This is a genomic window from Shewanella dokdonensis (genome assembly GCF_018394335.1).
Lineage (GTDB): Bacteria > Pseudomonadota > Gammaproteobacteria > Enterobacterales > Shewanellaceae > Shewanella > Shewanella dokdonensis.
Genome location: NZ_CP074572.1, coordinates 613,199 through 635,456 on the forward strand (window position 1 = coordinate 613,199; position 22,258 = coordinate 635,456).

Genomic DNA, 22,258 nt, shown 5'->3' on the forward strand with positions numbered 1-22,258 from the left:
ATGGGATAGCGCCATTGTGTAGTTTTCGCTCATTGGGTAAATCCACCAAACCCGCTTTTACCGCGATTGGGCGAATAATTTTTACCGCGAAAAAAGATATCAAAAAGCTTGATACCAGGGGAATTACATAGTCCATTTCAATGTCCTTTTTGAATACTTCATGACCTTATGACTGAAATCTCAGTTTCTTTTTTTAACAAAATATCTTACCAGTACGATAAAGACTGCTAGCATGCCGCCCAGTAGCGTTCCCAGCACACAAATCAACGCTCTCTTGGGTTTGAATTTCTCTTCTGGTACCAGCGCTGGATCAACTGTTTTAAAAATGTACTCATCGCGAACTTCTGCAAACATAATAGTTTTCGCTTGTTCTTCTACTAACTTGTACAAAACAGTTCTGATATCAGCGACATTGGTTTGCTCTATCTGTTTTTCCAAATACTCAGTGCTACGCTTGGCTTCTGTAACATCCCGCTGTTTCATGACTTGATTAATATCACTAACCAACCAGTCAACCCACTGTTTGGCGACATAAGGGGATTTATGCTCTACAGATACAGTTACTAGCCCTGACTGTTTATCACCCGTAACTGAAAAAATCTTAGTGAATTTCTTGTATGCTTCTTGCATTGACGGCGTAGCTTGTAAAGGTGGTTTAACTTGCCGTACCCACTCCTTAGTGTTGATATCATATAGCTCAGGATCATATGAAATTTTGTTATCACTAAGGCTCCATTTATCCACCGCCATCAGCTCCGGCAAAATATGGTGTTTTCCTATAAAATCAGAAGTAAACTTGCGTGACTTCATCACTTCTATTGCCAGCTTGGTTTTATCAGTACTCCCTGATCTGCCAAAGTTAAGACCAGCTAAACTTGCCAACCCTCCGAATTGATTTGCCAGTGCAGATAAACCACCGCCTTGTGCCTCTGCGGCAGGGGCTAACAATGCTTCAGATTTGTAGATATTTGGCATCCGCAATGCCAAAGCGACAGAGGCCACAGCAAACAGTAAGGTGATGCTGATAATGAGCGCTTTTCCGGCCCATATGACGCCAAATAGTTCTCTCAGATCAATTTCATCGTTTGCTTCAAAATGCCGTTGAGAAAATTCAGCGTCCTGCGGATTAGATATGGTATTTGACATAGAAATATTGTGATAAACCGTGAGGCTATAAATTGTCAGTACAAAGCCGAGTAATAAAACATCAGCTAAAGATTAAAGTACGATTACAAGAAGATACGACAAACTGATAGACACAGATGGTAAAACATCAGATTAAGCCATATTACTCGTTCGTGCAGCAGGTACCGCGTGCCAAGAATTATGCACGCGGCATTATGTTACTGCTTATAAATTAGCAATCGCGGCAAGCGCAACTGCTGAGTTATAGAAGATAGAGGTTACCTGCGACCACAAGGTCAGGTTATCTTTGTATTCGGTATCGAGAGGCACCACGATAGTGTCACCTGCAGTGAGATTATCCTCACTAGAGAACCAGAAAGAATTATGTGGCATCATGACAGAACCGTCGGCTTTAATAACATAAATACGGTCAGTATCAGCACGTTTTCTGGCTCCCCCGCCATTTCTAGATATTGATTTAGCGTTAAGCCATTTTTAAATCTGTGTGTGGAAGGATGTTGTACCTCACCCACCACCGAAATGGTTTGTTTTTGTGCGGGCACATATAACACGTCTTTATTTTCAAGTTGCAAATCAGCCTGCTGTAGCCCTACAGAAATTGCGGGAAGATCAATAACCAAACGTCCAACAGCTTTGATATGCTCTAAATCCGTCAGCATTTTCTGTGCATCATCATAATTCACCACAGTACCATCTTTAGAAATACCGCGGGTGGCAATATCACGACGCAATTGATCTGCCAGCTTCTTGATTTCAATCTCTTCTTGTTTTTTGATGGAATCACGTACAAAAACGGCTGATGGTAGGTAAGCATTGTCAGTAAAACCACCAGCTCTCGTCAGCACTTGCTCTAATGTTTCACCACGACGAATGCTGTAGATACCCGGGAACTTGACTTCACCACGTATTTCTACTGTCTGAGTCTCCTGCCATTCAGGTGTTTTCATTACCGTTAGCACATCCCGCGGCAATAAACCTATATTGGCTCCCGTTTGCAGCTTCATGGCTTGTTCAACATTCACATTAATATGAGTAATTGACGATAAATCGGTATTTGTGACAGTGCGAGTTAACTCTGCACGTTGAGTATAAGCACCTTCTTTGAGCCCGCCAGCCGCAGCAATGAGATCACTGACATTGGCATTTTCAGCCAATGGATAAATACCTTCGTAACGCACCTGACCGTTAACCGCAACCACCTTGGCTTCATCTCCAGCGCGACTCTGCGACTTGAGCTTAGCAATAATAGGATAAAGCAGTTCTTGCCGGTTAAACTCTGCGCTTAGCTTAATGAGCCCTCTATCATTAAACAACTGTGACAGCATTTTTTCCACTTCGCTAGACACCAAGCTAGGCTCTTCTGGCGCATCATCACCATTGATAACAACGCCGGCTAATTGAGTACGCTGAGTGATTTTAGCTTGTTCAAGCTGTGCAAAACCCGATTGAAAAAGATCAGTGTTGACTAACGAATTATCAGAGGTGTTATCCTGTGCCCTGATAACCTTAATTTTCTCAACTCTTCCCCTAATTAACCTATTGAGTTCGTAACGATTTCTTAAACTATTACTTTCATTAAAAACAACCACTTTGTCTTTAGGCTGCAATAACAGATTGTCACTCGCATTGGCTTGAGTGAGCGCTTTTGCAGGTGAAAATTGCAACACCTTGATGTCACCCACATCATTAATCTGCCGCACAACCAGTGCATAGTTAAGATCGGCACCTAACAATAAATCACCATTAATGCTAGGCAAAAGATCGCTAACTTTTTGTCCTTTAACCCATTGATAAATACCGGGTCTTACAGCCGCACCCACTAGTGTGACAGCATTATCATATTCCGATGAGGCACTTTTTACGCGCAGATAGTCACCATCTTTAGCGATGATCTTTTGTCCTGAAGCAGTGGTCAGGTCAACATTGACGATGGATTTAAGTCCATCATTGTTATAACGCTCCACTGTGCTACTTTTTGGATAGGCCCCAGGTTTAAGCCCCGCCGCCATTTTCACAACGTCTCCCAAATTTTCATTGGGTTTTAGTTCATATATTGCGGGCCGCTGTACATCCCCAGCCACACTGACTGATGGCCCCATGGCCGGAATAAACACCACATCACCAGAGCGGAGTGGCAGATCTTTGGAAGAGTCCCCATCCAATAGCAATTTATACAAGTCGAATGTTGCAACAACTTTGCCCTGACGTTTCAATTGAATGTTTCGTAATGAACCGATATCACTCACACCGCCAGACACAAACAATGCCTGAGTGATTGTCGAAAGACTAGAAACTGTGTAAGAACCGGGTTTGTATGCATCACCAGCAACAAAAATTCTGATGGAACGCAACTCACCCATAGTGATATTGCTATCCACGCCAATCATTTGCTGTTTGATTTGTTTGGACAGTACATCGCGAAGCTCAGAGAATGACAAACCGCTTACATTGATTGGCCCTAAACCTGGAAACTGCAGTACGCCATCTCTGGTGACCATTAAGTCGTACTGTTCATTGTCCTTGCCGTACAACTGCACTTTAATAGTGTCACCGGGGCCAATCATGTAATCGCTAGGCACAGGGATATCAGAAACCGGAGCAAACGTGGTGGGTGACCCAGCAAACATGTCATACCCGAACCGTTTCAAGGGCTGGTTCTGATCGTCTTTTAAAAAACTTAAATCATCATTTTGTTTTTTATTTCTCTGTTCATCAGACTGTTGTTCATTTCGAGGCTGAACAATGTCTGTATTAAAATTATTGCGATTCTCAGACGAAGATGGATTCTTGCTAGCCAATTGTGATGGGTCGATACCATACTGTTGTGCCAATCGCATCTGCTCTGATTTTGGCAGATTTTTGAACTGTTCGACCATCTGTGGCGAAATGGTAACGGCATCCACTTGAACGATGCCGAATGACACCAATGCTGCCAGCGCGAATATTATCTTTCTTTTGATGAGTGACACGCAATATTCTCCGTAAAACTAATAATGTGCACATCAGCACACACTATCGCATCTTCATTGATTAACATATAAACGCCAAAATAATGACGATAGCCATTATTTTGGCAAAACTGGTTGTATGACTTGCAAACAGTAAAAATATCGAAGTCTGATCTGGGCTAGTTTTATGAAATATTCATAAAACTGCCTTTCAGGTGCGCAACCAATCCACATGGCGCACAGAGAGCTTTGGCTTCGCTAGTTTCATGAAATTATTCATAAAACCGCCTTTTAGGCACGCTACCGCCCATGGATTATGGCTTCCAAATTGCCCACTTTTTACATTTTTTAACGTAATACCCTGTATTTTTAATCACTTAAAAAATACAGGGTAAAGCTTTGCCGATTCTACTGCATCAGATAGCGCAAGTCAGTTCAATTCTTCCCCAAACTGCCCCATATAGCGATTTGTTCAAAACGACATAAACACAGTCTTCGATATGTCACAAACACATCAAAACTCAGCAAATGTACAATTGATTAATATGAGATGAGAAAACGTCATTGTCGGCATATATTTTAAGCTAACACAGTCAGGCATATGTATTAGCCGCAACTAACTGTTTATCAACAACTAGCGACTGCATCTGACCCAAGAAGCTAAACAATATGCGGCAACGAGTTTCACCACATTGTTCTTGAAAGATCCCTTCCAACTCAGCAAATGGCCCATCAGTAAAGCGGACTTTATCACCTTTTGCTAACGCATTGGGAGTTACTACAGGTTCACTCATTTCCCTACGCTTGAGACGGGATATCAATAAATCATCAATGGGAGTCATCTGTTCACGACAGTCGACCAAACGGGCAACACCACGAGTGGCGTGTAACTGTCGCACACTGGTGTGTTCAGGATCAAATCTAACAAAAAGATAATTGGGAAACAGTGGTTGTTTCCTGATAACTAACTGGCCTTTTTCCCTTTTTTCCAACCGCAACATTGGCAAGTAAGTTTCTAGCTGCTGCATTGTCAGATGCTGCTGAGCCCGCATTTCACTGCGGGGTTTACAGTACAATAGGTACCAGGCCTTCATGCTGAGTCTCTACTTCTTTAGTGAGTGACGTCCTATCACGGACATGAATCATAGCAAAGTTGCTTAAGGGATTAAAAGCAAAATTCCCCAGCGAAACTAATGCCAAATAAAACTTATTTTTAACATTTTCCATAGTGGTTCATCATAGGATCGCCAGACTGAATCGTCGCTGAACCATTGACCTAGAACGTTATTATAATGTATACAATTTAAACTTATTATTTCCTGACATATGTCATTGATTGTAAAGATAGCTATATAGATCCAGTGGTTATCAACTAAAAATTTGCCATTTCTATACCAGTCAGCAGACTTATATAGATATTGCTGGCAGCTATTTTTTAACAATTCGCTGTCGCTGCTAAATTTTTGCAGCCATTAGCCCAAGGTGGAAGACTACATGAAATCAGCAACATCGGAAAAGACCTTTTAGGTCACCCGCAAGGACTATTCCTGCTGTTCTCAACGGAATTATGGGAACGTTTTAGTTATTACGCGATGCGGGCAATCCTAGTGTTGTATCTAGTAGATAAAGTCCGTGGCGATGGTGGTTATGGCCTTGGATGGCCGCAGGATGATGCCTTGCGGTTATATGCCACGTTTACAGGCTTATTTTATCTCACACCGCTTTTCGGTGGCTGGTTAGCTGATAACATCCTCGGACAACGTAAAGCCATTTACCTCGGTGGTGCGTTAATGGCTGTGGGACAGTTCACCCTGGGGATGCCGCATAGTTGGCTCCCCGGGAACGAAACCATTTTGTTTTATGCCGGCCTGACGGGGTTGGTGCTCGGCAACGGTCTATTTAAGCCTAATATCTCGACTATGGTTGGCGATCTCTACAAAGATGGAGATCATCGCCGTGATAGTGCCTTCACCATTTTTTATATGGGTATAAATCTAGGAGCCTTTCTTTCAGCCATTGTTGTGGGTTCTGTGGTGCGCTATTTCGATGGTAATTATCAGATGGGTTTTGTATGTGCGGGAGTGGGCATGTTGATCTCATTACTGCTGCAATATCTGTTTGCCAACAAATTACTCGGGAATATCGGCACGATTCCATCGGCAAAACTGGACAAACTTAAGCTAGGGATGAAGGATGACGAGAAAAAGGCACCGCTTACGCCGGTAGAACGTGATCGGATAAAAGTTATTTTGATCATGGGGGTTTTCACCGCAATTTTCTGGGCGGGTTTTGAACAAGCGGGTGGACTATTCAATCTGTTCGCCCACAACTTTACTGACCGCATGATTGGTGACTGGGAAGTACCTACGGAATGGTTTCAGTCACTCAACTCATTGTTTATTTTTATCTTTGCTCCGATAGTCGCATCAGTGTGGATCCGCTGTGGTGCCCGCGAGCCTAATTCACCGGTGAAATTCGCCATGGCCTTAGGATTTCTCGCCATAGGATTTCTCTTCATGATTGCTGCCGTGCTGCAAGTTGATGAAACAACCTCGGCCAAAGCCAGTATGTTGTGGCTGGTTGCCGCGTATTTCTTTCACACCTTGGGAGAACTCAGCTTATCACCTATCGGCTTATCCATGGTCACCAAATTGGCACCGCTGAGACTTATCTCATTAATGATGGGCAGTTGGTTTGTATTCACTTTTATTGGCAACTACACCGCTGGCATGATCGGTTCTCTGATAGGTAACAGCGAGGATCAGAACCTACAGCTCAACAATGTATTGGCTATCTTCGCCGGTATTGCGTTCACGTCAGTGATTGCGGGCGTTTTGCTTTACTTCATGGCAGATAAGTTGGTTGACTGGATGCATGGCGCCGAAACTAAGTTGCATACAAGCCGAGAAGAGGAAGCATTGGAGCAGGAAATGGCGGTAACCGCTACGCATGAGGCAATAAAACGTTGAGCGACACTAAGAGGAATGCGCTTGCAACAGTCTATTCCTCGTTTATTCGGTGACTTTCATCTGTACAAAGCCACCTTCCACCATGTCAGGGGTATACACCAGCCCCTGAAAGTCATTCGCCATCAGCATGTGTTTATGCTTGGGAATACCAGTTACCAGACACAAAGTATCGTCACCATTCAATTGTCGTGACTGCATAGATGGTTGCCCCCAGGCAAACAAGCCTAATTGCATACTATCCGCCAGTGCCAGACGAGTGAGTTCCGCGCCATGTCGCAGGTAACATCTAAGCCCTCTTCCTGCTTGAGCAACCTGTAATTCCTTATGCGTCAAATGCAATGCTACATAGATGATATCGCAATACAGATCCAAACCGGCATTCACTAGACGTTCGTTCAAATATTTCAGCATCACTTGCGGATGGGTAACAATATCATCCAGCCGATTATTGCAGTCTTTTACCTTTTGATTTACAAAACTTTTTAAAAGCACACAAGCAAAGGCTGCCCGATTATCTTCCGGATGAAAATGTGCCATGTACATAATGAAATGTTCATTACCGACCATAGCGGAATCGATAAAGTAAGGACTTACCCGCTTATGGGTCATTAAGGTGTAGTCAACATGAATGCTGGGATAGTCAATGGTAGAGCCCGGAAATAACTGCTGTTGGACACATTTGGCAGCTTCCGTGTTTTGTTCCAGTAACGCCAAATGTTCATTCAACTCTAGGTAAGAAAGTTCATCAATGTTTTCGTCCAGCACGCTCTGAGAAGCACCAACAGAAGCTAGACACTGATTGATCGCATATTCAACCGCATGCAGATCGCTCAGAGGCTTAACCAGATAATCACTGGCACCGAGTCGCAAAGCTTCCGTAACCAATGCCATACGTTGATTACCAGAAAGAATAATTGAGGGGATCTGTGAACCACTTTTATAAATATGGCGTAGCATGGTGAGCCCATCCATGTTTGGCATATTTAGATCGGCTAAAATGATGTCAAAACGTTTTTTGGCAAACAATTCCAGTCCTTCACGCCCATCTTCGGCTTCGGATACCAAAGCCCCACGAGTGCGTAAAAAACTGGAAAGTACATCCCGGAATACCGGATCGTCTTCCACCAACAAGATATTCAAAGTTTCAAGCGCCATATAAACTTCCCGGCAAGAACTGCTACCTGGCACCACCATCTGAATGTTATTGGCCGATAATCCGGTTTAATCCGATGATAGTTAAAGGCTACTGCAACTCCTGCATATACTCGTCAAGCAACTCATCATCATCCTTTTTTGATGGAACCTTACCGTCGTACACTTTGTAATCCACATATTGGATATACGCATCCTTGACAAAGCTGTACGGGTCGAGTGCGTTGTCTACCAAACGTTCCTGTTCTATTGCGGCAGCGCGGGCATTAAGCCCCTTAATTCCCCATTTAAGAACCTTCTGCCAAAGAGTCAGTTCTGACAAGGGGAAGTATAGTTCATCCACCCAGTCTGTAGTGATTTCTCTCGTTACATAGGGGCCGGCAAATGGTGCCATAAAATAGGGGCCATTGGGTACGCCGTAATACCCTAAGACTTCGTTAAAATCATCCTGTTTACGTGGCATTCCCATCATATCTGCCACATCAATGAGGCCAAGTATTCCCACTGTGGTATTCACCACAAAACGGCCGCCAGCATTCAGTGCCCAGTGCCATTTGCCTTGCAGGGTATTGTTCACTAGGCTATGGGGTTCATCCAAGTTCTGTACAAAGTTATCCAGCCCGGTTTTTACCGGATCTGGCACATAATCCCGATACCCATGCGCTACCGGTCTAGCAACATATTTATCAAGATAGTTGTAGTTAAAATTCCACATGGCTCGGTTAAACCCTTCCCAAGGGTCACGAGGATCTTTATAAGTGATGGAGACCTGTTTGTCTTCATGCACTTGAGTGTCATCGCTCTTGGTCACTTTCTCTGCAGCCGATACGGCGAATGAAAATGTCAGAGCAAAAATTGCTAAAAGCCACGGATACTTCATGTCTTTCTCTTCTGGGGTAGCATATTCAGAATATTAGTCGGGATGGACTAAAGGATATAACTGTTCAGGCCGATACAGTGGTAATTAAAGCATGCAGCAAACGTCAAAAGTCTGTCCATTGACCTGTTCCTTGGCTGTAAGGATACTGCGCTGAAAAAATAGATCAAATTGATATTTAGCAGCAACCGTTCGAAAAAGCGCATTAAAACCCCGGATTGAGACAATGAATCCAATAAATGGCACAATACCACCCAATAATACAGCCACTGCCGTAACACCCGTATCAGGCAGTGCAACGATATTACCCTTGACGGTTGAGCTGTCTCGAGGGCAACTGCAGGTGCAGATCCAAGGGCAACAATATGTATTGCAAACCGATGGTGATATTCAGCAATTAAAAGCTGTTGTGCAACAAAGCTATGTAACAGCACTAGAGATCCAGCGGCCATTACCCGAAGTGTTACAGGGACAAACCACCAGTCAATTACTGGTATTGGCTAAGTCTATCCAAATTCGATTGCCGGACGCATTGACGCAACTGGCATCGCAAAACGGTATTCCCTTCCAATTGTTACAGCAGCTAGCCAGCAGACCGCAGGGATATCCACTCCCCCCGTTACCGTTGATAAGGCGGATATCCGCTTCGCTGGCGGCGTTGTTGTCACCATTCCACAAGATGTAAAGCTACCTACGGGACAATATCTGGCAAAAGTTGTAGCCCAGAACAACGGATTACAGTTACAGCTACAGCCTGTTGTTAGCCAAACAGCCGTCACGCTACAACCCGCTTCACAGTTCAAGTTTTCAATGGACGGAGTGTTAGAGCAACCGCCAAGGCTGCTGAACAAACCGGATATTGGGGCAATTTTTACCCAATGGTTCAAAGCCATGGAACAGATAGCCGTTCCGCAAAACCGGGAGCAGGGCTCAAGTCCCCAAGCCGCGACAGCAACCAGCAGTAACATTCCCATAAAATTGGCAGACACTGGAGCGTTGCCCAAAAATCCAGCTTTATCGACAAGCAATAATACTGCTGACGTGGCGAAATCTTTGCTTGGCAAAGAAATATTGGCAACAAAGCTTGCTGCCACGACTGGAGAACAGGCCGTTTCTAAGGCTGATATTAAATCCGCGTTAAATCCGCCAGCGACGACAGAGAACCCGGGGAGTGGCACCAAGCTTCCGCCCCAGGCTATCCTCACGTTCAATTATCTACAACGTGCTTTTAATAAGTTAGGCGCCGTTCCTCGTACTGAATTACATACAATGGAGGTACGGCAGAATGTGGCATCTGAGCTGCTGAAACTACTACCAGCACTGCAACCTAAATCCATGGGAAGCCTTGCATTACCTGAGGTATTACAAGCGGAATTAACAGCACAGCTAGCATTTCAACCTGCGGCTCCGGTAACAACCCCCAACGCCACTCAAGCGGATGCAGTAAGTACCTTGTTGCAGTTACTTATCGGGGTGAAGGCATTTAGTCAGCAGCTGCATGTCAGCCCTAAGTTACGCCAATATCTGCAATCGCTGCAGAGTCGAAGCGGAATTGGCGCGGCGTTATTACAGACGTTGCAGGAAAATGACGCTCTAGAGCACGTGAATCGAATGGTTCAAGGAATACGTTTGTATCAACAAGCCAGCAATGTTGATGGAGGTAATCAAACTTGGTATGCCACAATTCCTTATTACTTGGATCAGCGACAGGAACAACTGGAAGCTAAATATGAACAATCAGCCGCAAACTCACAAGAGCCAAACAAACGCCAACAATGGCAGTTACAGCTGAAATTTAACTTGAGTTCTGGTGCCCTGTTAGCAAAAGCACAGATGCAGGAACACGGAGTAAGCCTGCACTTTATTGGCAGTAGCCAACTGTTGATTGACAAAGTTAGCAGTAACGTGGAGATGCTAGGGAAAAAGCTGACACAACTAGGGCTAGCGCCAAGTGAGATATCGGCACACGTTGCCCCTGTGCCGGCAACCTTGCTGCCAGGCGACCACTATCTAGTACAGCTTAAAGCGTAAGGAACATAACATGACCGATGAAACCAAGCCGAAACCCAAGCAGGCTGTGGCTCTGAGCTTTGATGGAAAATCTGCGCCTACAATCACTGCTAAAGGGCAAGACTTACTGGCAGAAGAGATCATTGCAGTTGCAAAAGCCGCAGGGGTTCATATCCATCACGATGAACATCTGAGTAATTTTCTGCAAATGTTGGAGCTAGGCGACGCCATTCCTAAAGAGCTATACTTGCTAATTGCAGAGTTAATCGCATTTGTTTACATGTTGGATGGCAAGTTTCCCGAACAGTGGGAAAACATGCATAAAAAAATCGTCGCGCAGGCGTAAAAAAAGAGGCAAGCGCCTCTTTTCATTATCTTTTGCTATGCAAGCGTATCAACAACTCAGCCTCAGCTTTAGGCAGCTCACACTCCCGCATCAACTCGTCAGCACCCGCACCAAGCTGTACCATTTTAATCGCCCGGCTGTATAATTTGGCTTGCGGTTCCTGATGCATGGATTCATCCAATTTGACATCCTGTTCCGCCAATTTGCGTTCCAGTGCCAATATTCGCCGACCAACGCCAATGGTACCGCTTCGCAGCTCATGCAATTCTCGCTTAAGCGCATCGCGCTGCCGGTCACCTTCCTTAACCAACAGCGTTAAAGCCTCAACTTTAGTACGAAGACGGTTCCCCTGCTTCTGCAGAAATAGCACTAGACCAAGACAGGCAACAATATAAACCAGCGCTGCGATCAAAAAACCATCGCCTATCATCAGGTACTTACTCCTTAACTGCTACCATAATCCTATGACAGTCTGTTTCAGACTGCTTATAACTGAGCCAGTTCCGCCCATTCTTCATCGGAAAGCAGTTTGTCCAAATCTACGAGGATCAGCAGTTCTTCACCGCGGTTGCTGACGCCCTGGATAAATTTAGCACTTTCTTCAGTACCCACATTTGGCGCATTATCAATTTCAGAGCGACGCAGATAAACCACTTCTGCAACACTATCCACAAGAATACCAATCACTTGTTTTTCTGCTTCGATGATAACGATGCGGGTAGAGTCATCTACTTCCGCAGCAGGTAATCCAAAACGACTGCGAGTGTCGATGACGGTGACCACATTACCGCGAAGGTTGATAATACCCAGCACATAGTGCGGAGCACCTGGCACCGGGGCAATTTCAGTGTAACGCAGCACTTCCTGTACCTGCATTACGTTGATGCCATAGGTCTCGTTATCTAATTTAAAAGTCACCCATTGCAGTACTGCATCGTCTTTACCTGTAGACACAGCAGCTACATTTCTTGATTCTGTCATATTTACCTCAGTCTATCGGATCTTGACATCCCAACCCGGCATTGAGCATTTCAACAAGTGCCCGGACATGCAAAATGCCACACATCTGTTCCTTTACCACTCCCGCCAACCACGGGCGTTTCCCTGCTTTCCCACGCCAATTGACCTGGGATTTATCAATTTTGACGGCATTGACCAGTGATTCACAGGCCAATCCCCAATTACTGTTTTCCAATACTACAAGATATTGATAATTTATGGATTGTGCCAGTTTCTGATCATATTTTTCTGGCATTACCCATGCGGCGGTATCCACCACATTCAATTGCGACTCCCGATAATTCTGCACGCCCTTAAACCAGCGGGGTCGCCCGATAATATGATTGATGTGCTCTATCTGTACAATGCCGCCCAAATTTAGCAAGGGCACGGCCAAGGTCAGCCCGGCAACATTGAAAAACAGCACTTGGAACTCATCGTCCAGCAGTTGCTCCAGCGGTGTTATCAGCTGTGGAGGTTGTGTTCCCGCTTGCGTTTGGGGCGTGACGGCCGCAACCGTCTCATCGGTGGGCACGGCATCAGTCACAGTCGGAGCAACTGTATCTCGCGCTAACAGTGGTTCAGCGGTTGTGGCTGGTGCCGCCGTTTTTTCCAATGCCACCGGTTGAACATGCGCAACCTCAGTAGCAGCCGGAGCAACTTGCGCCAGTAACCGCTGCAATGCCTGTTTATCGATGGCAGGTTTAACATCGGCAGAGGCTTCACGTTGTTGGCTTATCGGTTTGGCGACAGCTGGCTTAGGTTTTGCTATCGGTGTGACACCTGCAATCGCCGTAGCAGTTACAACAGCAGCAGGCACCTCCGTAGCTTGGGTTTCAGCTTCGGGCTCGCTCAGCAGCACGCTGAAATAGTCAAAAACAGTTTCATCAACCGATTTTGGCATGAGCGAACTCTCCCTTCATCAGGAAATCCAACAAACGTTCATACGCCTTGACCCCACGCGACAGTGGCGCGTAGTGACTGGCCGGAAGATGCGCCAAACTGGCATCACGAAACTTAGTATCAACCGGGATGACATCTGGCCACAGCCGCTCGCCATAGACATCACCAAGAAATTGCAAGGCTGCAGACGATGCCTTGGTGCGTCGATCATACATAGTGGGGACAATGGAGTAACTGTAACGAGTACTTTTAGAGCGCCCCATCAACTCCATGGTTTTAATCATGCGCTCTAGCCCTTTAATGGCTAAGAACTCTGTCTGAACCGGCACAATAATATGCTGGCTGGCCGCCAGCGCATTAACCATCAACACCCCGAGCACAGGCGGACAATCAACCAAAGCGACATCATAATCAGCACTCAGCAGCTGTATCAGATTACGCAACACCAACCCCATACCTTCATGATGACCAAGCGCACGATCTAACGTTGCTAAGGCCATGGTAGCAGGTAATAGATCTATGCCATCTACGGAGGTAGGCACCACATGTTGCTTTACCAAATCTCGGGACAGATGGTCATGGGCGACAAACACATCGTAAAGAGAAGCTGGCACCTCTTCTGAATCAATCCCGAGGTAATACCCCAAAGAAGCATGCGGATCGGTATCAATCATCAGCACTCGCTGGCCGCGTTTGGCTAAAACGCCGGCGAGACTGGCCACCGAGGTCGTTTTACCGACACCGCCTTTTTGATTTGCGATGGTCCAGACTCTCACATTTAGCCCCTTCTACCGGACATAGCAGCGCCGGTCAGCGTTTACTCATCATTCACATCCCGGGTTGTTACCCGGATACCGCCGTGCGGTAAACGTATCACTTTGACACCGTTTTGCAGCTGTTCCACCATGACCGGCGTTGCCGATGCCGCAGGTGGTAATTTATCGTTACTGTTCGGCTTATTCGCAGGCTCTGGTGCTTGGGTGCGTTGTTTTTGACGCGCATCATCCAAAGACTGCTGCAACGACTTTGTCCCTTCCTGCACCGGTTTCACCACATCCAATAAAGACGCGGTTTGGTCTGGATGCTTTACCATCCAGTCAGCAATTTGCGCCGCCTGTGCATCTGGCACCATCAGCACCACTTGCGATGCTCGAAGTTGTTCAGTTTCCTGCTGCAACAGCTGATTTTTTACATGTAACTGCCAACTGACAGCTGCGAGCACCAATACCGCCAACGACAACAGGAAGATACTTAACCAGTATCCTGTTTGCCGATCAGCGTTATCAGCCACGAGCAGACTCTCGTAAAATCGCTTCAGCCATGCTATCCAATGCAATTGAATGGCTGGATATTCCGGCAACGGTCACTGCCTGTGGCATACCATAGACAACGCAAGATGCCTCATCCTGCGCCCAGATGGTGGAACCGGCGCTTTTTAACAAGCGTGCGCCTTCGCGACCATCCGCGCCCATCCCAGTTAACACCACCGCTAACACATCGCCACCATACGCTTTGGCCGCAGAAGCAAAAGTAATGTCTACTGACGGTTTATAGTTCATTTCCGGTGTGCCACTTACCACTTTAAGCCGGCCACTCACGCCAGCGCGCTCTATCATCATCTGCATACCACCAGGCGCTAAATAGGCACAACCCGGCCGCATAGCATCGCCATTGCTGGCTTCTTTTACTTCAATTTGGCACAAACTATTAAGTCGTGCGGCAAATGCTGGCGTAAACGCCGCCGGCATGTGTTGGATCAACACGATAGGATGTGGGTAATCCGCCGGGAAGCGCGTCAAAATTCGCTGCAAGGCTACTGGCCCTCCAGTGGATGTTCCTATCACCAACAATTTATATTGCTTACCGCTGGCTCTGGCTGGCGCAACACCGCGCCCGACATTACGCTCAGCCGGTTTTTGGGCCTCTTCTTCATGCAATGGCCGCGACAGTGGACGACCGACAGTTGGCCGGGTCACCGGACTGGGTCGACTGATCGGCCGAAAAACTCGACGACGGCCAAGCGCTCTCACACGTTGTTGTAATAATTCAATTGCGGCATCTTTATTGGTCGCAATATCCTCGAAGCGCTTGGGCAAAAAGTCGAGAGCACCGGCGTCCAAGGCATCCAACGTGGCTTTAGCACCTTCGTGGGTCAAAGAGGAAAACATCAGGATCGGTGTCGGCGTGCTCTCCATAATTTTACGCACAGCAGTGATCCCGTCCATCACTGGCATTTCAATATCCATAGTGATGACGTTTGGCTTGAGTTCTGCGGCCATACGCACGGCTTCTAGTCCGTTAGCCGCCAAACCGACCACTTCCAGTTCTGGGTCCTGATTTACAATTTCACTCACGCGTCGACGAAAGAATCCCGAGTCGTCGACGACCAACACTTTAATAGCCATTCAAATCCTTAGTTATGGTTTAGCGTCTTGACCGGGAAGTGTAATGTTTGAGAAGTCCCGGTACGTCAAGAATAAGCGCGATGCCACCATCAGACGTTATAGTGGCGCCAGCCATGCCTGGTGTTCCATGCAACAAGGCACCTAATGGTTTGATCACCACCTCTTCCTGACCAATCAACGCATCAACCACAAAACCTATCTGTTTCAGCCCTAACTGTACGATCACCACGTGTCCCAGACGTTTTTCGCCGGTTTTAAAGTCACGCGGATGGCGGTTCAGCCACTGCTCAAGATAAAACAGCGGTATCGCTTTCTCACGCACAATAACGGTCAGTTGGCCGTCAACAACGTTAGTCTTGCCAAGATCCAGATGGAAAATTTCATTCACGCTGGACAAAGGCAAGGCAAATACCTGTTTGGCCACTTCAACCATCAAGGTTGGCATAATTGCTAAAGTCAGCGGCACTTTGATTTCTAGCCGAGTGCCTTTGCCCTTGGCAGAATCAATATGCACTGAACCATTCAACTGGGTAATACGGGTTTTCACCACATCCATACCGACACCACGGCCGGAAATGTCTGAAATTTCGGTTTTAGTCGAAAAACCTGGGGCAAAAATCAGATTATAGGCGTCCTGATCTGACATTCTGGCCGCGGTATCTTCATCCAGAACACCGCGTTTAATGGCAATCGCTTTCAGCTTTTCAGGATCCATCCCTGCGCCATCATCTTCGATTTTCAGCAGAATATGGTCACCTTCCTGACTGGCAGCTAAGGTGATAATCCCGGTTCGGGATTTTCCGATAGATTCACGCACATCCGGCATTTCAATACCGTGATCCACGGAATTACGCACCAAATGCACCAATGGGTCGGCCAAGGCTTCTACCAAATTTTTATCCAGGTCAGTTTCTTCACCAACCATACGTAGTTCAATGTCTTTATTGAGACTACGGGCAAGATCGCGTACCACCCGCGGGAAACGGCCAAAGACTTTCTTGATTGGCTGCATCCGCGTTTTCATCACGGCGCCCTGCAAATCGGATGTTACCAAATCCAGATTTGCCAGCGCTTTGCTCATCTCTTCATCTTCGCGAGAGATCCCCAAACTCACCAAACGGTTGCGCACCAGTACCAGTTCACCCACCATGTTCATGATCTGATCCAACCGCGCGGTATCCACACGCACTGTGGTTTCAGCCTGAGGGGCATTATTACCAGCCGGAGCCACTGCCTTAGTGGCGCTTTCTTTGGCTGGAACCGGCACTTTAGACTCAGCGGGTGCGGCTGCTTTAGGCGCTGCTGCTGTTTTCGGTGACGGGGCTTTCGGTGTCGGAGCTTTAGCCGCTGCTGCCGCAGGCGCTTGGGGCGCTACCTTCGCCGCAGGGGCGGCTGCATTAGCCGCACTCTCGGTTTCCAGTCCTGGCGCCTTACCCTTGCCATGTAGTTGATCAAGCAGAGCCTCAAATTCATCCTCAGAAATTTCATCCGAATCGACCGAGTGTCCAGCCGTTTCGGCGGCCACCGGTTTAGCGTCTGGATTAACAGCAAATTTGCCTTTGCCATGCAATTCATCCAGCAGCGCTTCAAACTCGTCGTCGGTAATATCTTCACTGTTGTTGCTAACAGCAGCAGGCGTTTTGGCGCCAGTCCCGGCATCACCGCTCGTTGACGGGCCTTTACCTTTGCCATGCAAGGCATCCAGTAAGGCTTCAAACTCTGATTCATCAATATCGTCGATACTACCAGCTGCGGCTGTCGGCTCGGCGGCTGGGGGTTCTACCGCAGCGTTTGGTGCCACGGATTCCAGCATCTCATCAAACAACGCATCCGCGCTGTCGGCCGTATCATCCACGCCGCTGTCAGCGGTTGTGTCATCAACAGCTTCTACGGCGGTTTCGGCACTATTGCCAGATTCTGACGGTAATGGCGCACCTGAGCTCAGCAGTTTCAGATTAGCCAGCAGCTGCGGTTCTGCCGGCTGTTGCTCTTCACCTGACTGAGTTTGGCTAAACATTACATTGATGGCATCCAACGCCTGAAGAATGATATCCATCAGTTCGGCGCTAACACTGCGTTTACCCGTGCGCAATAAATCGAAGGTGTTTTCAGCTTCATGGCAGACATCCACCATAGGGGCTAACCCCAGGAAACCTGCACCGCCCTTCACGGTATGGAAGCCGCGGAAAATAGCATTCAACAGGTCGGTATCCCCTGGATTATTTTCCAACTGCACCAGCTGCTCCTGCAGCAGCTCCAGAATCTCTCCGGCTTCGATTAAAAAATCCTGCAGGATCTCTTCATCAACATCAAAGGCCATCAATATGACTCCTCATCAGAACCCCAGACTAGAGAGCAAATCGTCTACTTCATCCTGTCCGGTAACCACATCCTGACGGGCCCCAGCATTATGGATAGGTCCTTCAGCATCTATATTATTTTCGCGGTTGCTGATTAGACTCTCGTTAGGTTGCGCCCCAAACATGGTCAAAAGTGATACAAGATTGCTTTCTACTTCTTTAACTAAATCAATCACCCGGCGGATCATCTGTCCGGTCAGATCCTGGAAATCTTGCGCCAGCAGTATCTGATTGAGCAGTTCGTGTAATCGTCCGGAGTCGGCCTCAGTTTGCACCATAAAATGCTGCACATCGTGACATAACGTTTTGAACTCATCGAGTGGCAGGTTGCGACGCATTAACCTGTCCCATGAAGGCTTGATATTGGTAAGGCTGACACTGAGAGCATCCGACAGTGGTAAGCACTCTTCAACCGCATCCATGGTTTTATTGGCCGCCTGTTCTGTCATGTCGATAACAAAACTCAGACGTTCTTTCGCATCTGGAATATCGTTACTTGCCAGTTCCACCAACCGGTTATCCAGTTGAAAATCATTCAAAGCATTGTGGAGTTGTCTGGTCAATTTACCAACTTCAGCAAATAGCTCTTGCTGAATAGGCACCGATAATTCACGAACCAGTTCATCGGCCTGTTGTTGTTCACCAGCAGACAACAATTCGACTAAGTGTTGTGCTTGTTCGAGTGTAATGAGTCCGGTGTTTTCTGCCTTCATAGCACCCCAAAATCAACCAAGTCGTTCAAAGATTTTGTCCAACTTCTCTTTCAGGGTCGCGGCGGTGAAAGGTTTCACAACATAACCATTCACCCCTGCCTGTGCAGCAGCAATAATCTGCTCGCGCTTGGCTTCTGCGGTAACCATCAACACCGGGATATTCTTGAGATGTTCATCTGCACGAATGGCTCTTAACAGGTCAATCCCCTGCATACCTGGCATGTTCCAGTCGGTGACCACAAAATCAAAATCACCTTTCTGCAGCATTGGCAGTGCAGTTGACCCATCATCGGCTTCTTGGGTGTTATTAAACCCAAGATCCCTTAACAGGTTTTTGATAATCCTTCTCATCGTTGAAAAATCATCAACAATGAGAATCTTCATGTTTTTATCCAAAGTTTCCTCCGCAGAGCTGAATTTTAAAACCGCTCAAAAAAACCGTTTAGTTCTGTGTCCAATGCCTGAGTTTTGCTTTGAGCCTGAGCATTGCCTGACTATGGATCTGACTAACTCTAGACTCACTGACATCTAAAATGGCGCCGATTTCTTTCAAATTGAGCGCTTCATCATAATAAAGCGACAGAACCAGCGCATCTCTTTCGGGTAAATGTTTAATTGCTTCGGCTAGTGCATCTCTAAACTGATCGTTTACCAGCGTTTCATAGGTATCGTTTGCCACGGTTTCATCGGCAAAGAACGCATCTGGAGCTCCACCAAGATCTTCGATTCCTATTATTTTACCAGCAGATACATCACTTAGTATGTGATGATATTCATCTAGTGGCATTTCCAGTCGTTGGGCGATCTCAGTGTCTCTGGCATCCCGGCCCAATTCCTGTTCCAGTTCGTCAATGACCTGGGCAATCCGCCGCTGATTGCGGTGAACCGAACGAGGTAACCAGTCGCCACGGCGGATTTCATCAATCATCGCGCCACGAATACGAATACCGGCAAACGTTTCAAATTTGGCACCCTTGCTACCATCAAATTTGGAGGCGGCTTCCAGTAACCCCATCATCCCGGCCTGCAACAGGTCGTCCAGTTGCACCGAAGCGGGTAAACGCGCTAGCAGATGATGAGCAATTCGTTTTACCAGCGGCGCATACTGGTCAACGATCAAGCTCTTATCGTTAAACCCGGTATACGCTGCCATTTTATTCACTGGCACCTTCCTCCTGGTATTCAGGTTTCTGTACCAAGCGTTCAACAAAAATTCCAGATGCCCACCGGGTTGTTGTGGTACTGGCCAACTGATCACTTTATTGGCCAATCCCTGATAAGCAATACTGGCAGGAGATTTAGGAAAGGCTTCTACAATCAGTTTCTGCTTACGCACAGACTTCCGTAGATTTTCATCAAAAGGTATGGTGGCAACCAGTTCCAATGCCACATCCAAGAAACGATCAGTGACTTTGCTTAATTTAGCAAATAACTCCATCCCTTCCCGTAGGCTACGCACCATGTTAGCCACAATTTTAAAGCGAAATACGCCGTGTTCACGACTGAGTATTTTGATCAATGCGTAGGCATCGGTGATTGAGGTGGGTTCATCACAAACCACCACAAGCACATCCTGTGACGCCCTTGAAAAACTCAGTACCATGTCAGAAATACCGGCAGCGGTGTCCACTATCAGTACATCAAACTGCGTTTTCATTTCACTAAAGGCGCGAATAAGTCCGGCGTGCTGCGCTGGACTTAATTCCACCATTGCTTGGGTTCCAGATGTTGCTGGAATAATACCTATGCCTTTTGGACCACGGACAATGATGTCATCCAGTTCCGCTTCGCCGGACAACACATGCGACAAATTGTGTTCGGCCCGTAACCCCAGCATCACATCGACATTTGCCAGCCCCAAGTCGGCGTCCAATACCATTACCCGTTTGCCCTTCTCTGCGAGCGCCACGGCGGTGTTAATAGCAACGCTAGTTTTACCTACGCCCCCTTTCCCACCGGTAACGGCAATTACTTTTACTTTTTCGTTTTGTTGTTGATTTATCATTCGTAAACCACTCGCTTGATCCCGGGTCATCGCTTACTACTCAAATGCATAGGTCATTTCATTTGACCTGACTTCAGGGTTAAATTCTGTCGTTTCTGTTCTGTTTAATACGGCCAGTGCTTGTTTAGCCAGCCCCAGCGTATCAGCTACCCGCATATCTTCAGGCACCCGCTGACCATCCGTGGTGTAACTTAATGATAAACCACTTTGGATCAATACACTTAGCGCGGCCCCTAAAGAAACTGATTCATCTAGTTTGGTTAATATAGCGCCCGCCAATGGAATGCGCTTAAACTGGTTGATGGCTTCTTCCAGTACTCGCCGTTGCCCGGTTGCTGATAACACCAGGAAACTGCGGATTGGCAAGCGGCTGTTAGCAGTCAAACTATCCAACTGCTGACATAAACGTATATCTCGTTGCCCCATTCCTGCGGTGTCGATTAATACTAGCTTGCGATTACGGAACTGGTAGACAATTTGCTCCAACTCATTGAGATCTTGGGCTTGCTTCACTGGGCATCCCATTATCTTGCCATAAGTTGCCAATTGCTCAAAGGCTCCAATTCGATAATGGTCGGTAGTGATCAATACCACCGAGTCTGGGCCATGATGCGCAACGAATCTTGCTGCAATTTTTGCCAGTGTGGTTGTTTTACCGACACCCGTTGGCCCGACTAACGCTACAATGCCGCCCTGGCGCACAATATCATCGCCTTGGTTACTCAGCAGATTCGCCAGTGATTGGGGTAATGCTTTCACCAAATCCGCAGGAGTATAGTGCTGTGACAGGGCAGCCAGCTTAGTTGCTACCTGTGGTGCAAATTCGGCTTCCAACAGTTTACGCTCTAACATCGCCCCAACCGGATCATGACGGTTTTTCTGATCTGTCATCAATTCGTTTAGTTGATGCGTTAACAGATTGCGTAAAGAAGATAATTCCTGACGCATAGAATCCAATTCGAGTTGCTGTTTCGCATTACTATTTTTGCCATTGAGTGTAGACGCTGGCGCCAAATCTTGCAGATTTTGTCGCGGTTTAGCCGCAGCATCGCTATCTAGCCCTCTCGCCCAAGCAGGCAGATCATTATCCCTGGCAGCCGTTGGCTGTTTCGACAATTGTTGCGTTAGACGACTGTGTTGCCGCTCAAGCAGTGCCTGTAGTGAATCTGCCGCAGGAGTTGGCTTGGCTTTGGTTTCACTGCGGACATGTCCAAGCGACACTTTATCTTCACTCAAATCACTGAAAACCGATGCTTGTGGAGCATTGGCCTGAGGTTCGTCGTAGTCCACCGCCGCGACAATTTCAATGCCACCGGTGACTTTCTTGTTGGACATGATCACCGCATCGGCCCCGAGGGTTTCTTTAACTTGCGCCAGCGCGGCACGCATATCTTTGGCAAAAAAGCGTTTAATTTTCACTCTCTG

Annotated in this window: 19 protein-coding genes and 2 pseudogenes; 4 read left to right on the forward strand and 17 right to left on the reverse strand. The window is 46.9% G+C overall.

The annotated features are described in order from the left end of the window. Positions 1–180 precede the first annotated feature (180 nt). The 3 genes and pseudogenes from KHX94_RS02915 to rfaH form a co-directional block, all read right to left on the reverse strand. Positions 181–1,146, reverse strand: a complete 966-nt coding sequence (locus KHX94_RS02915) for a Wzz/FepE/Etk N-terminal domain-containing protein (protein WP_213682299.1) — start codon at positions 1,144–1,146, stop codon at positions 181–183. Positions 1,147–1,350: 204 nt separating this feature from the next. After that, a pseudogene (locus KHX94_RS02920) lies at positions 1,351–4,115 on the reverse strand (SLBB domain-containing protein). 572 nt (positions 4,116–4,687) lie between these two features. Beyond that, positions 4,688–5,188: a transcription/translation regulatory transformer protein RfaH gene (gene rfaH, locus KHX94_RS02925; protein ID WP_213682300.1), complete on the reverse strand. Its 501-nt coding sequence runs from the start codon at positions 5,186–5,188 to the stop codon at positions 4,688–4,690. Positions 5,189–5,557: 369 nt separating this feature from the next. Here rfaH and KHX94_RS02930 point away from each other — a divergent pair, with 369 nt between their 5' ends. Then, positions 5,558–7,063 (forward strand): peptide MFS transporter, encoded by a 1,506-nt coding sequence (locus tag KHX94_RS02930; protein WP_244859300.1) that lies wholly within the window; start codon positions 5,558–5,560, stop codon positions 7,061–7,063. A 42-nt stretch (positions 7,064–7,105) separates the two neighbouring features. Here KHX94_RS02930 and KHX94_RS02935 read toward each other — a convergent pair whose 3' ends face one another. Further along, positions 7,106–8,218, reverse strand: coding sequence for a response regulator (locus KHX94_RS02935; protein ID WP_213682301.1), 1,113 nt, complete (start codon positions 8,216–8,218; stop codon positions 7,106–7,108). Between the two features lie 88 nt (positions 8,219–8,306). After that, on the reverse strand, positions 8,307–9,095 hold the full coding sequence (locus KHX94_RS02940; RefSeq protein WP_213682302.1) for an MlaA family lipoprotein: 789 nt from the start codon (positions 9,093–9,095) through the stop codon (positions 8,307–8,309). Between the two features lie 223 nt (positions 9,096–9,318). Between KHX94_RS02940 and KHX94_RS02945 the strand changes: the two genes are divergently transcribed. From KHX94_RS02945 to KHX94_RS02955, 3 genes are all read left to right on the forward strand, one after another. Beyond that, positions 9,319–9,777, forward strand: coding sequence for a hypothetical protein (locus KHX94_RS02945; protein ID WP_213682303.1), 459 nt, complete (start codon positions 9,319–9,321; stop codon positions 9,775–9,777). Positions 9,778–9,902: 125 nt separating this feature from the next. Continuing rightward, positions 9,903–11,123 (forward strand): hypothetical protein, encoded by a 1,221-nt coding sequence (locus KHX94_RS02950; RefSeq protein ID WP_213682304.1) that lies wholly within the window; start codon positions 9,903–9,905, stop codon positions 11,121–11,123. Between the two features lie 10 nt (positions 11,124–11,133). Then, positions 11,134–11,448, forward strand: coding sequence for an EscU/YscU/HrcU family type III secretion system export apparatus switch protein (locus KHX94_RS02955; RefSeq protein WP_213682305.1), 315 nt, complete (start codon positions 11,134–11,136; stop codon positions 11,446–11,448). A gap of 25 nt (positions 11,449–11,473) precedes the next feature. On the opposite strand, the gene KHX94_RS02960 is transcribed toward KHX94_RS02955, so the two are convergent. The 12 genes and pseudogenes from KHX94_RS02960 to flhF form a co-directional block, all read right to left on the reverse strand. Then, a complete protein-coding gene (locus KHX94_RS02960) occupies positions 11,474–11,875 on the reverse strand; it encodes a DUF2802 domain-containing protein (protein WP_213683304.1) in 402 nt (133 codons plus the stop codon). A 59-nt stretch (positions 11,876–11,934) separates the two neighbouring features. Continuing rightward, positions 11,935–12,429, reverse strand: coding sequence for a chemotaxis protein CheW (locus tag KHX94_RS02965; RefSeq protein ID WP_189617492.1), 495 nt, complete (start codon positions 12,427–12,429; stop codon positions 11,935–11,937). 7 nt (positions 12,430–12,436) lie between these two features. Then, the gene (locus KHX94_RS02970; protein WP_213682306.1) at positions 12,437–13,351 is read right to left on the reverse strand and encodes a chemotaxis protein CheW; all 915 of its coding nucleotides are present in this window, start codon (positions 13,349–13,351) and stop codon (positions 12,437–12,439) included. Beyond that, complete coding sequence (locus KHX94_RS02975) at positions 13,335–14,126, reverse strand: ParA family protein (RefSeq protein ID WP_213682307.1); 792 nt, start codon at positions 14,124–14,126, stop codon at positions 13,335–13,337. The genes KHX94_RS02970 and KHX94_RS02975 overlap by 17 nt, the downstream gene beginning before the upstream one ends. A 41-nt stretch (positions 14,127–14,167) precedes the next feature. Continuing rightward, positions 14,168–14,641: a hypothetical protein gene (locus tag KHX94_RS02980; RefSeq protein WP_213682308.1), complete on the reverse strand. Its 474-nt coding sequence runs from the start codon at positions 14,639–14,641 to the stop codon at positions 14,168–14,170. Then, positions 14,634–15,755 carry a protein-glutamate methylesterase/protein-glutamine glutaminase gene (locus tag KHX94_RS02985; RefSeq protein WP_213682309.1) on the reverse strand — a complete coding sequence of 374 codons (1,122 nt, stop codon included), beginning with the start codon at positions 15,753–15,755 and terminating at the stop codon, positions 14,634–14,636. Before KHX94_RS02985 ends, KHX94_RS02980 begins: the two co-directional genes overlap by 8 nt. Before the next feature lie 19 nt (positions 15,756–15,774). After that, entirely contained in the window at positions 15,775–18,075 is a 2,301-nt protein-coding gene (locus KHX94_RS02990; RefSeq protein WP_213682310.1) for a chemotaxis protein CheA, read from the reverse strand. A 15-nt stretch (positions 18,076–18,090) separates the two neighbouring features. Next, positions 18,091–18,828: a protein phosphatase CheZ gene (locus tag KHX94_RS02995; RefSeq protein WP_213682311.1), complete on the reverse strand. Its 738-nt coding sequence runs from the start codon at positions 18,826–18,828 to the stop codon at positions 18,091–18,093. 12 nt (positions 18,829–18,840) lie between these two features. Continuing rightward, entirely contained in the window at positions 18,841–19,224 is a 384-nt protein-coding gene (gene cheY / locus KHX94_RS03000; RefSeq protein WP_213682312.1) for a chemotaxis response regulator CheY, read from the reverse strand. A 46-nt stretch (positions 19,225–19,270) separates the two neighbouring features. Beyond that, the gene (locus tag KHX94_RS20085; RefSeq protein ID WP_244859413.1) at positions 19,271–19,990 is read right to left on the reverse strand and encodes an RNA polymerase sigma factor FliA; all 720 of its coding nucleotides are present in this window, start codon (positions 19,988–19,990) and stop codon (positions 19,271–19,273) included. Continuing rightward, a pseudogene (locus KHX94_RS20090) lies at positions 19,983–20,863 on the reverse strand (MinD/ParA family protein). Before KHX94_RS20090 ends, KHX94_RS20085 begins: the two are co-directional and overlap by 8 nt. Positions 20,864–20,869: 6 nt before the next feature. Then, positions 20,870–22,252, reverse strand: a complete 1,383-nt coding sequence (gene flhF, locus KHX94_RS03010) for a flagellar biosynthesis GTPase FlhF (RefSeq protein WP_213682314.1) — start codon at positions 22,250–22,252, stop codon at positions 20,870–20,872. Positions 22,253–22,258 lie beyond the last annotated feature (6 nt).

Bases quoted from the DNA above. Each gene is read 5' to 3' on its own strand.
- KHX94_RS02915 (WP_213682299.1), bottom strand. From the start codon at position 1,146: ATGTCAAATACCATATCTAATCCGCAGGACGCTGAATTTTCTCAACGG.
- rfaH (WP_213682300.1), bottom strand. From the start codon at position 5,188: ATGAAGGCCTGGTACCTATTGTACTGTAAACCCCGCAGTGAAATGCGG.
- KHX94_RS02935 (WP_213682301.1), bottom strand. From the start codon at position 8,218: ATGGCGCTTGAAACTTTGAATATCTTGTTGGTGGAAGACGATCCGGTA.
- KHX94_RS02940 (WP_213682302.1), bottom strand. From the start codon at position 9,095: ATGAAGTATCCGTGGCTTTTAGCAATTTTTGCTCTGACATTTTCATTC.
- KHX94_RS02945 (WP_213682303.1), top strand. From the start codon at position 9,319: ATGAATCCAATAAATGGCACAATACCACCCAATAATACAGCCACTGCC.
- KHX94_RS02950 (WP_213682304.1), top strand. From the start codon at position 9,903: ATGGACGGAGTGTTAGAGCAACCGCCAAGGCTGCTGAACAAACCGGAT.
- KHX94_RS02955 (WP_213682305.1), top strand. From the start codon at position 11,134: ATGACCGATGAAACCAAGCCGAAACCCAAGCAGGCTGTGGCTCTGAGC.
- KHX94_RS02965 (WP_189617492.1), bottom strand. From the start codon at position 12,429: ATGACAGAATCAAGAAATGTAGCTGCTGTGTCTACAGGTAAAGACGAT.
- KHX94_RS02970 (WP_213682306.1), bottom strand. From the start codon at position 13,351: ATGCCAAAATCGGTTGATGAAACTGTTTTTGACTATTTCAGCGTGCTG.
- KHX94_RS02985 (WP_213682309.1), bottom strand. From the start codon at position 15,755: ATGGCTATTAAAGTGTTGGTCGTCGACGACTCGGGATTCTTTCGTCGA.
- KHX94_RS02990 (WP_213682310.1), bottom strand. From the start codon at position 18,075: ATGGCCTTTGATGTTGATGAAGAGATCCTGCAGGATTTTTTAATCGAA.
- KHX94_RS02995 (WP_213682311.1), bottom strand. From the start codon at position 18,828: ATGAAGGCAGAAAACACCGGACTCATTACACTCGAACAAGCACAACAC.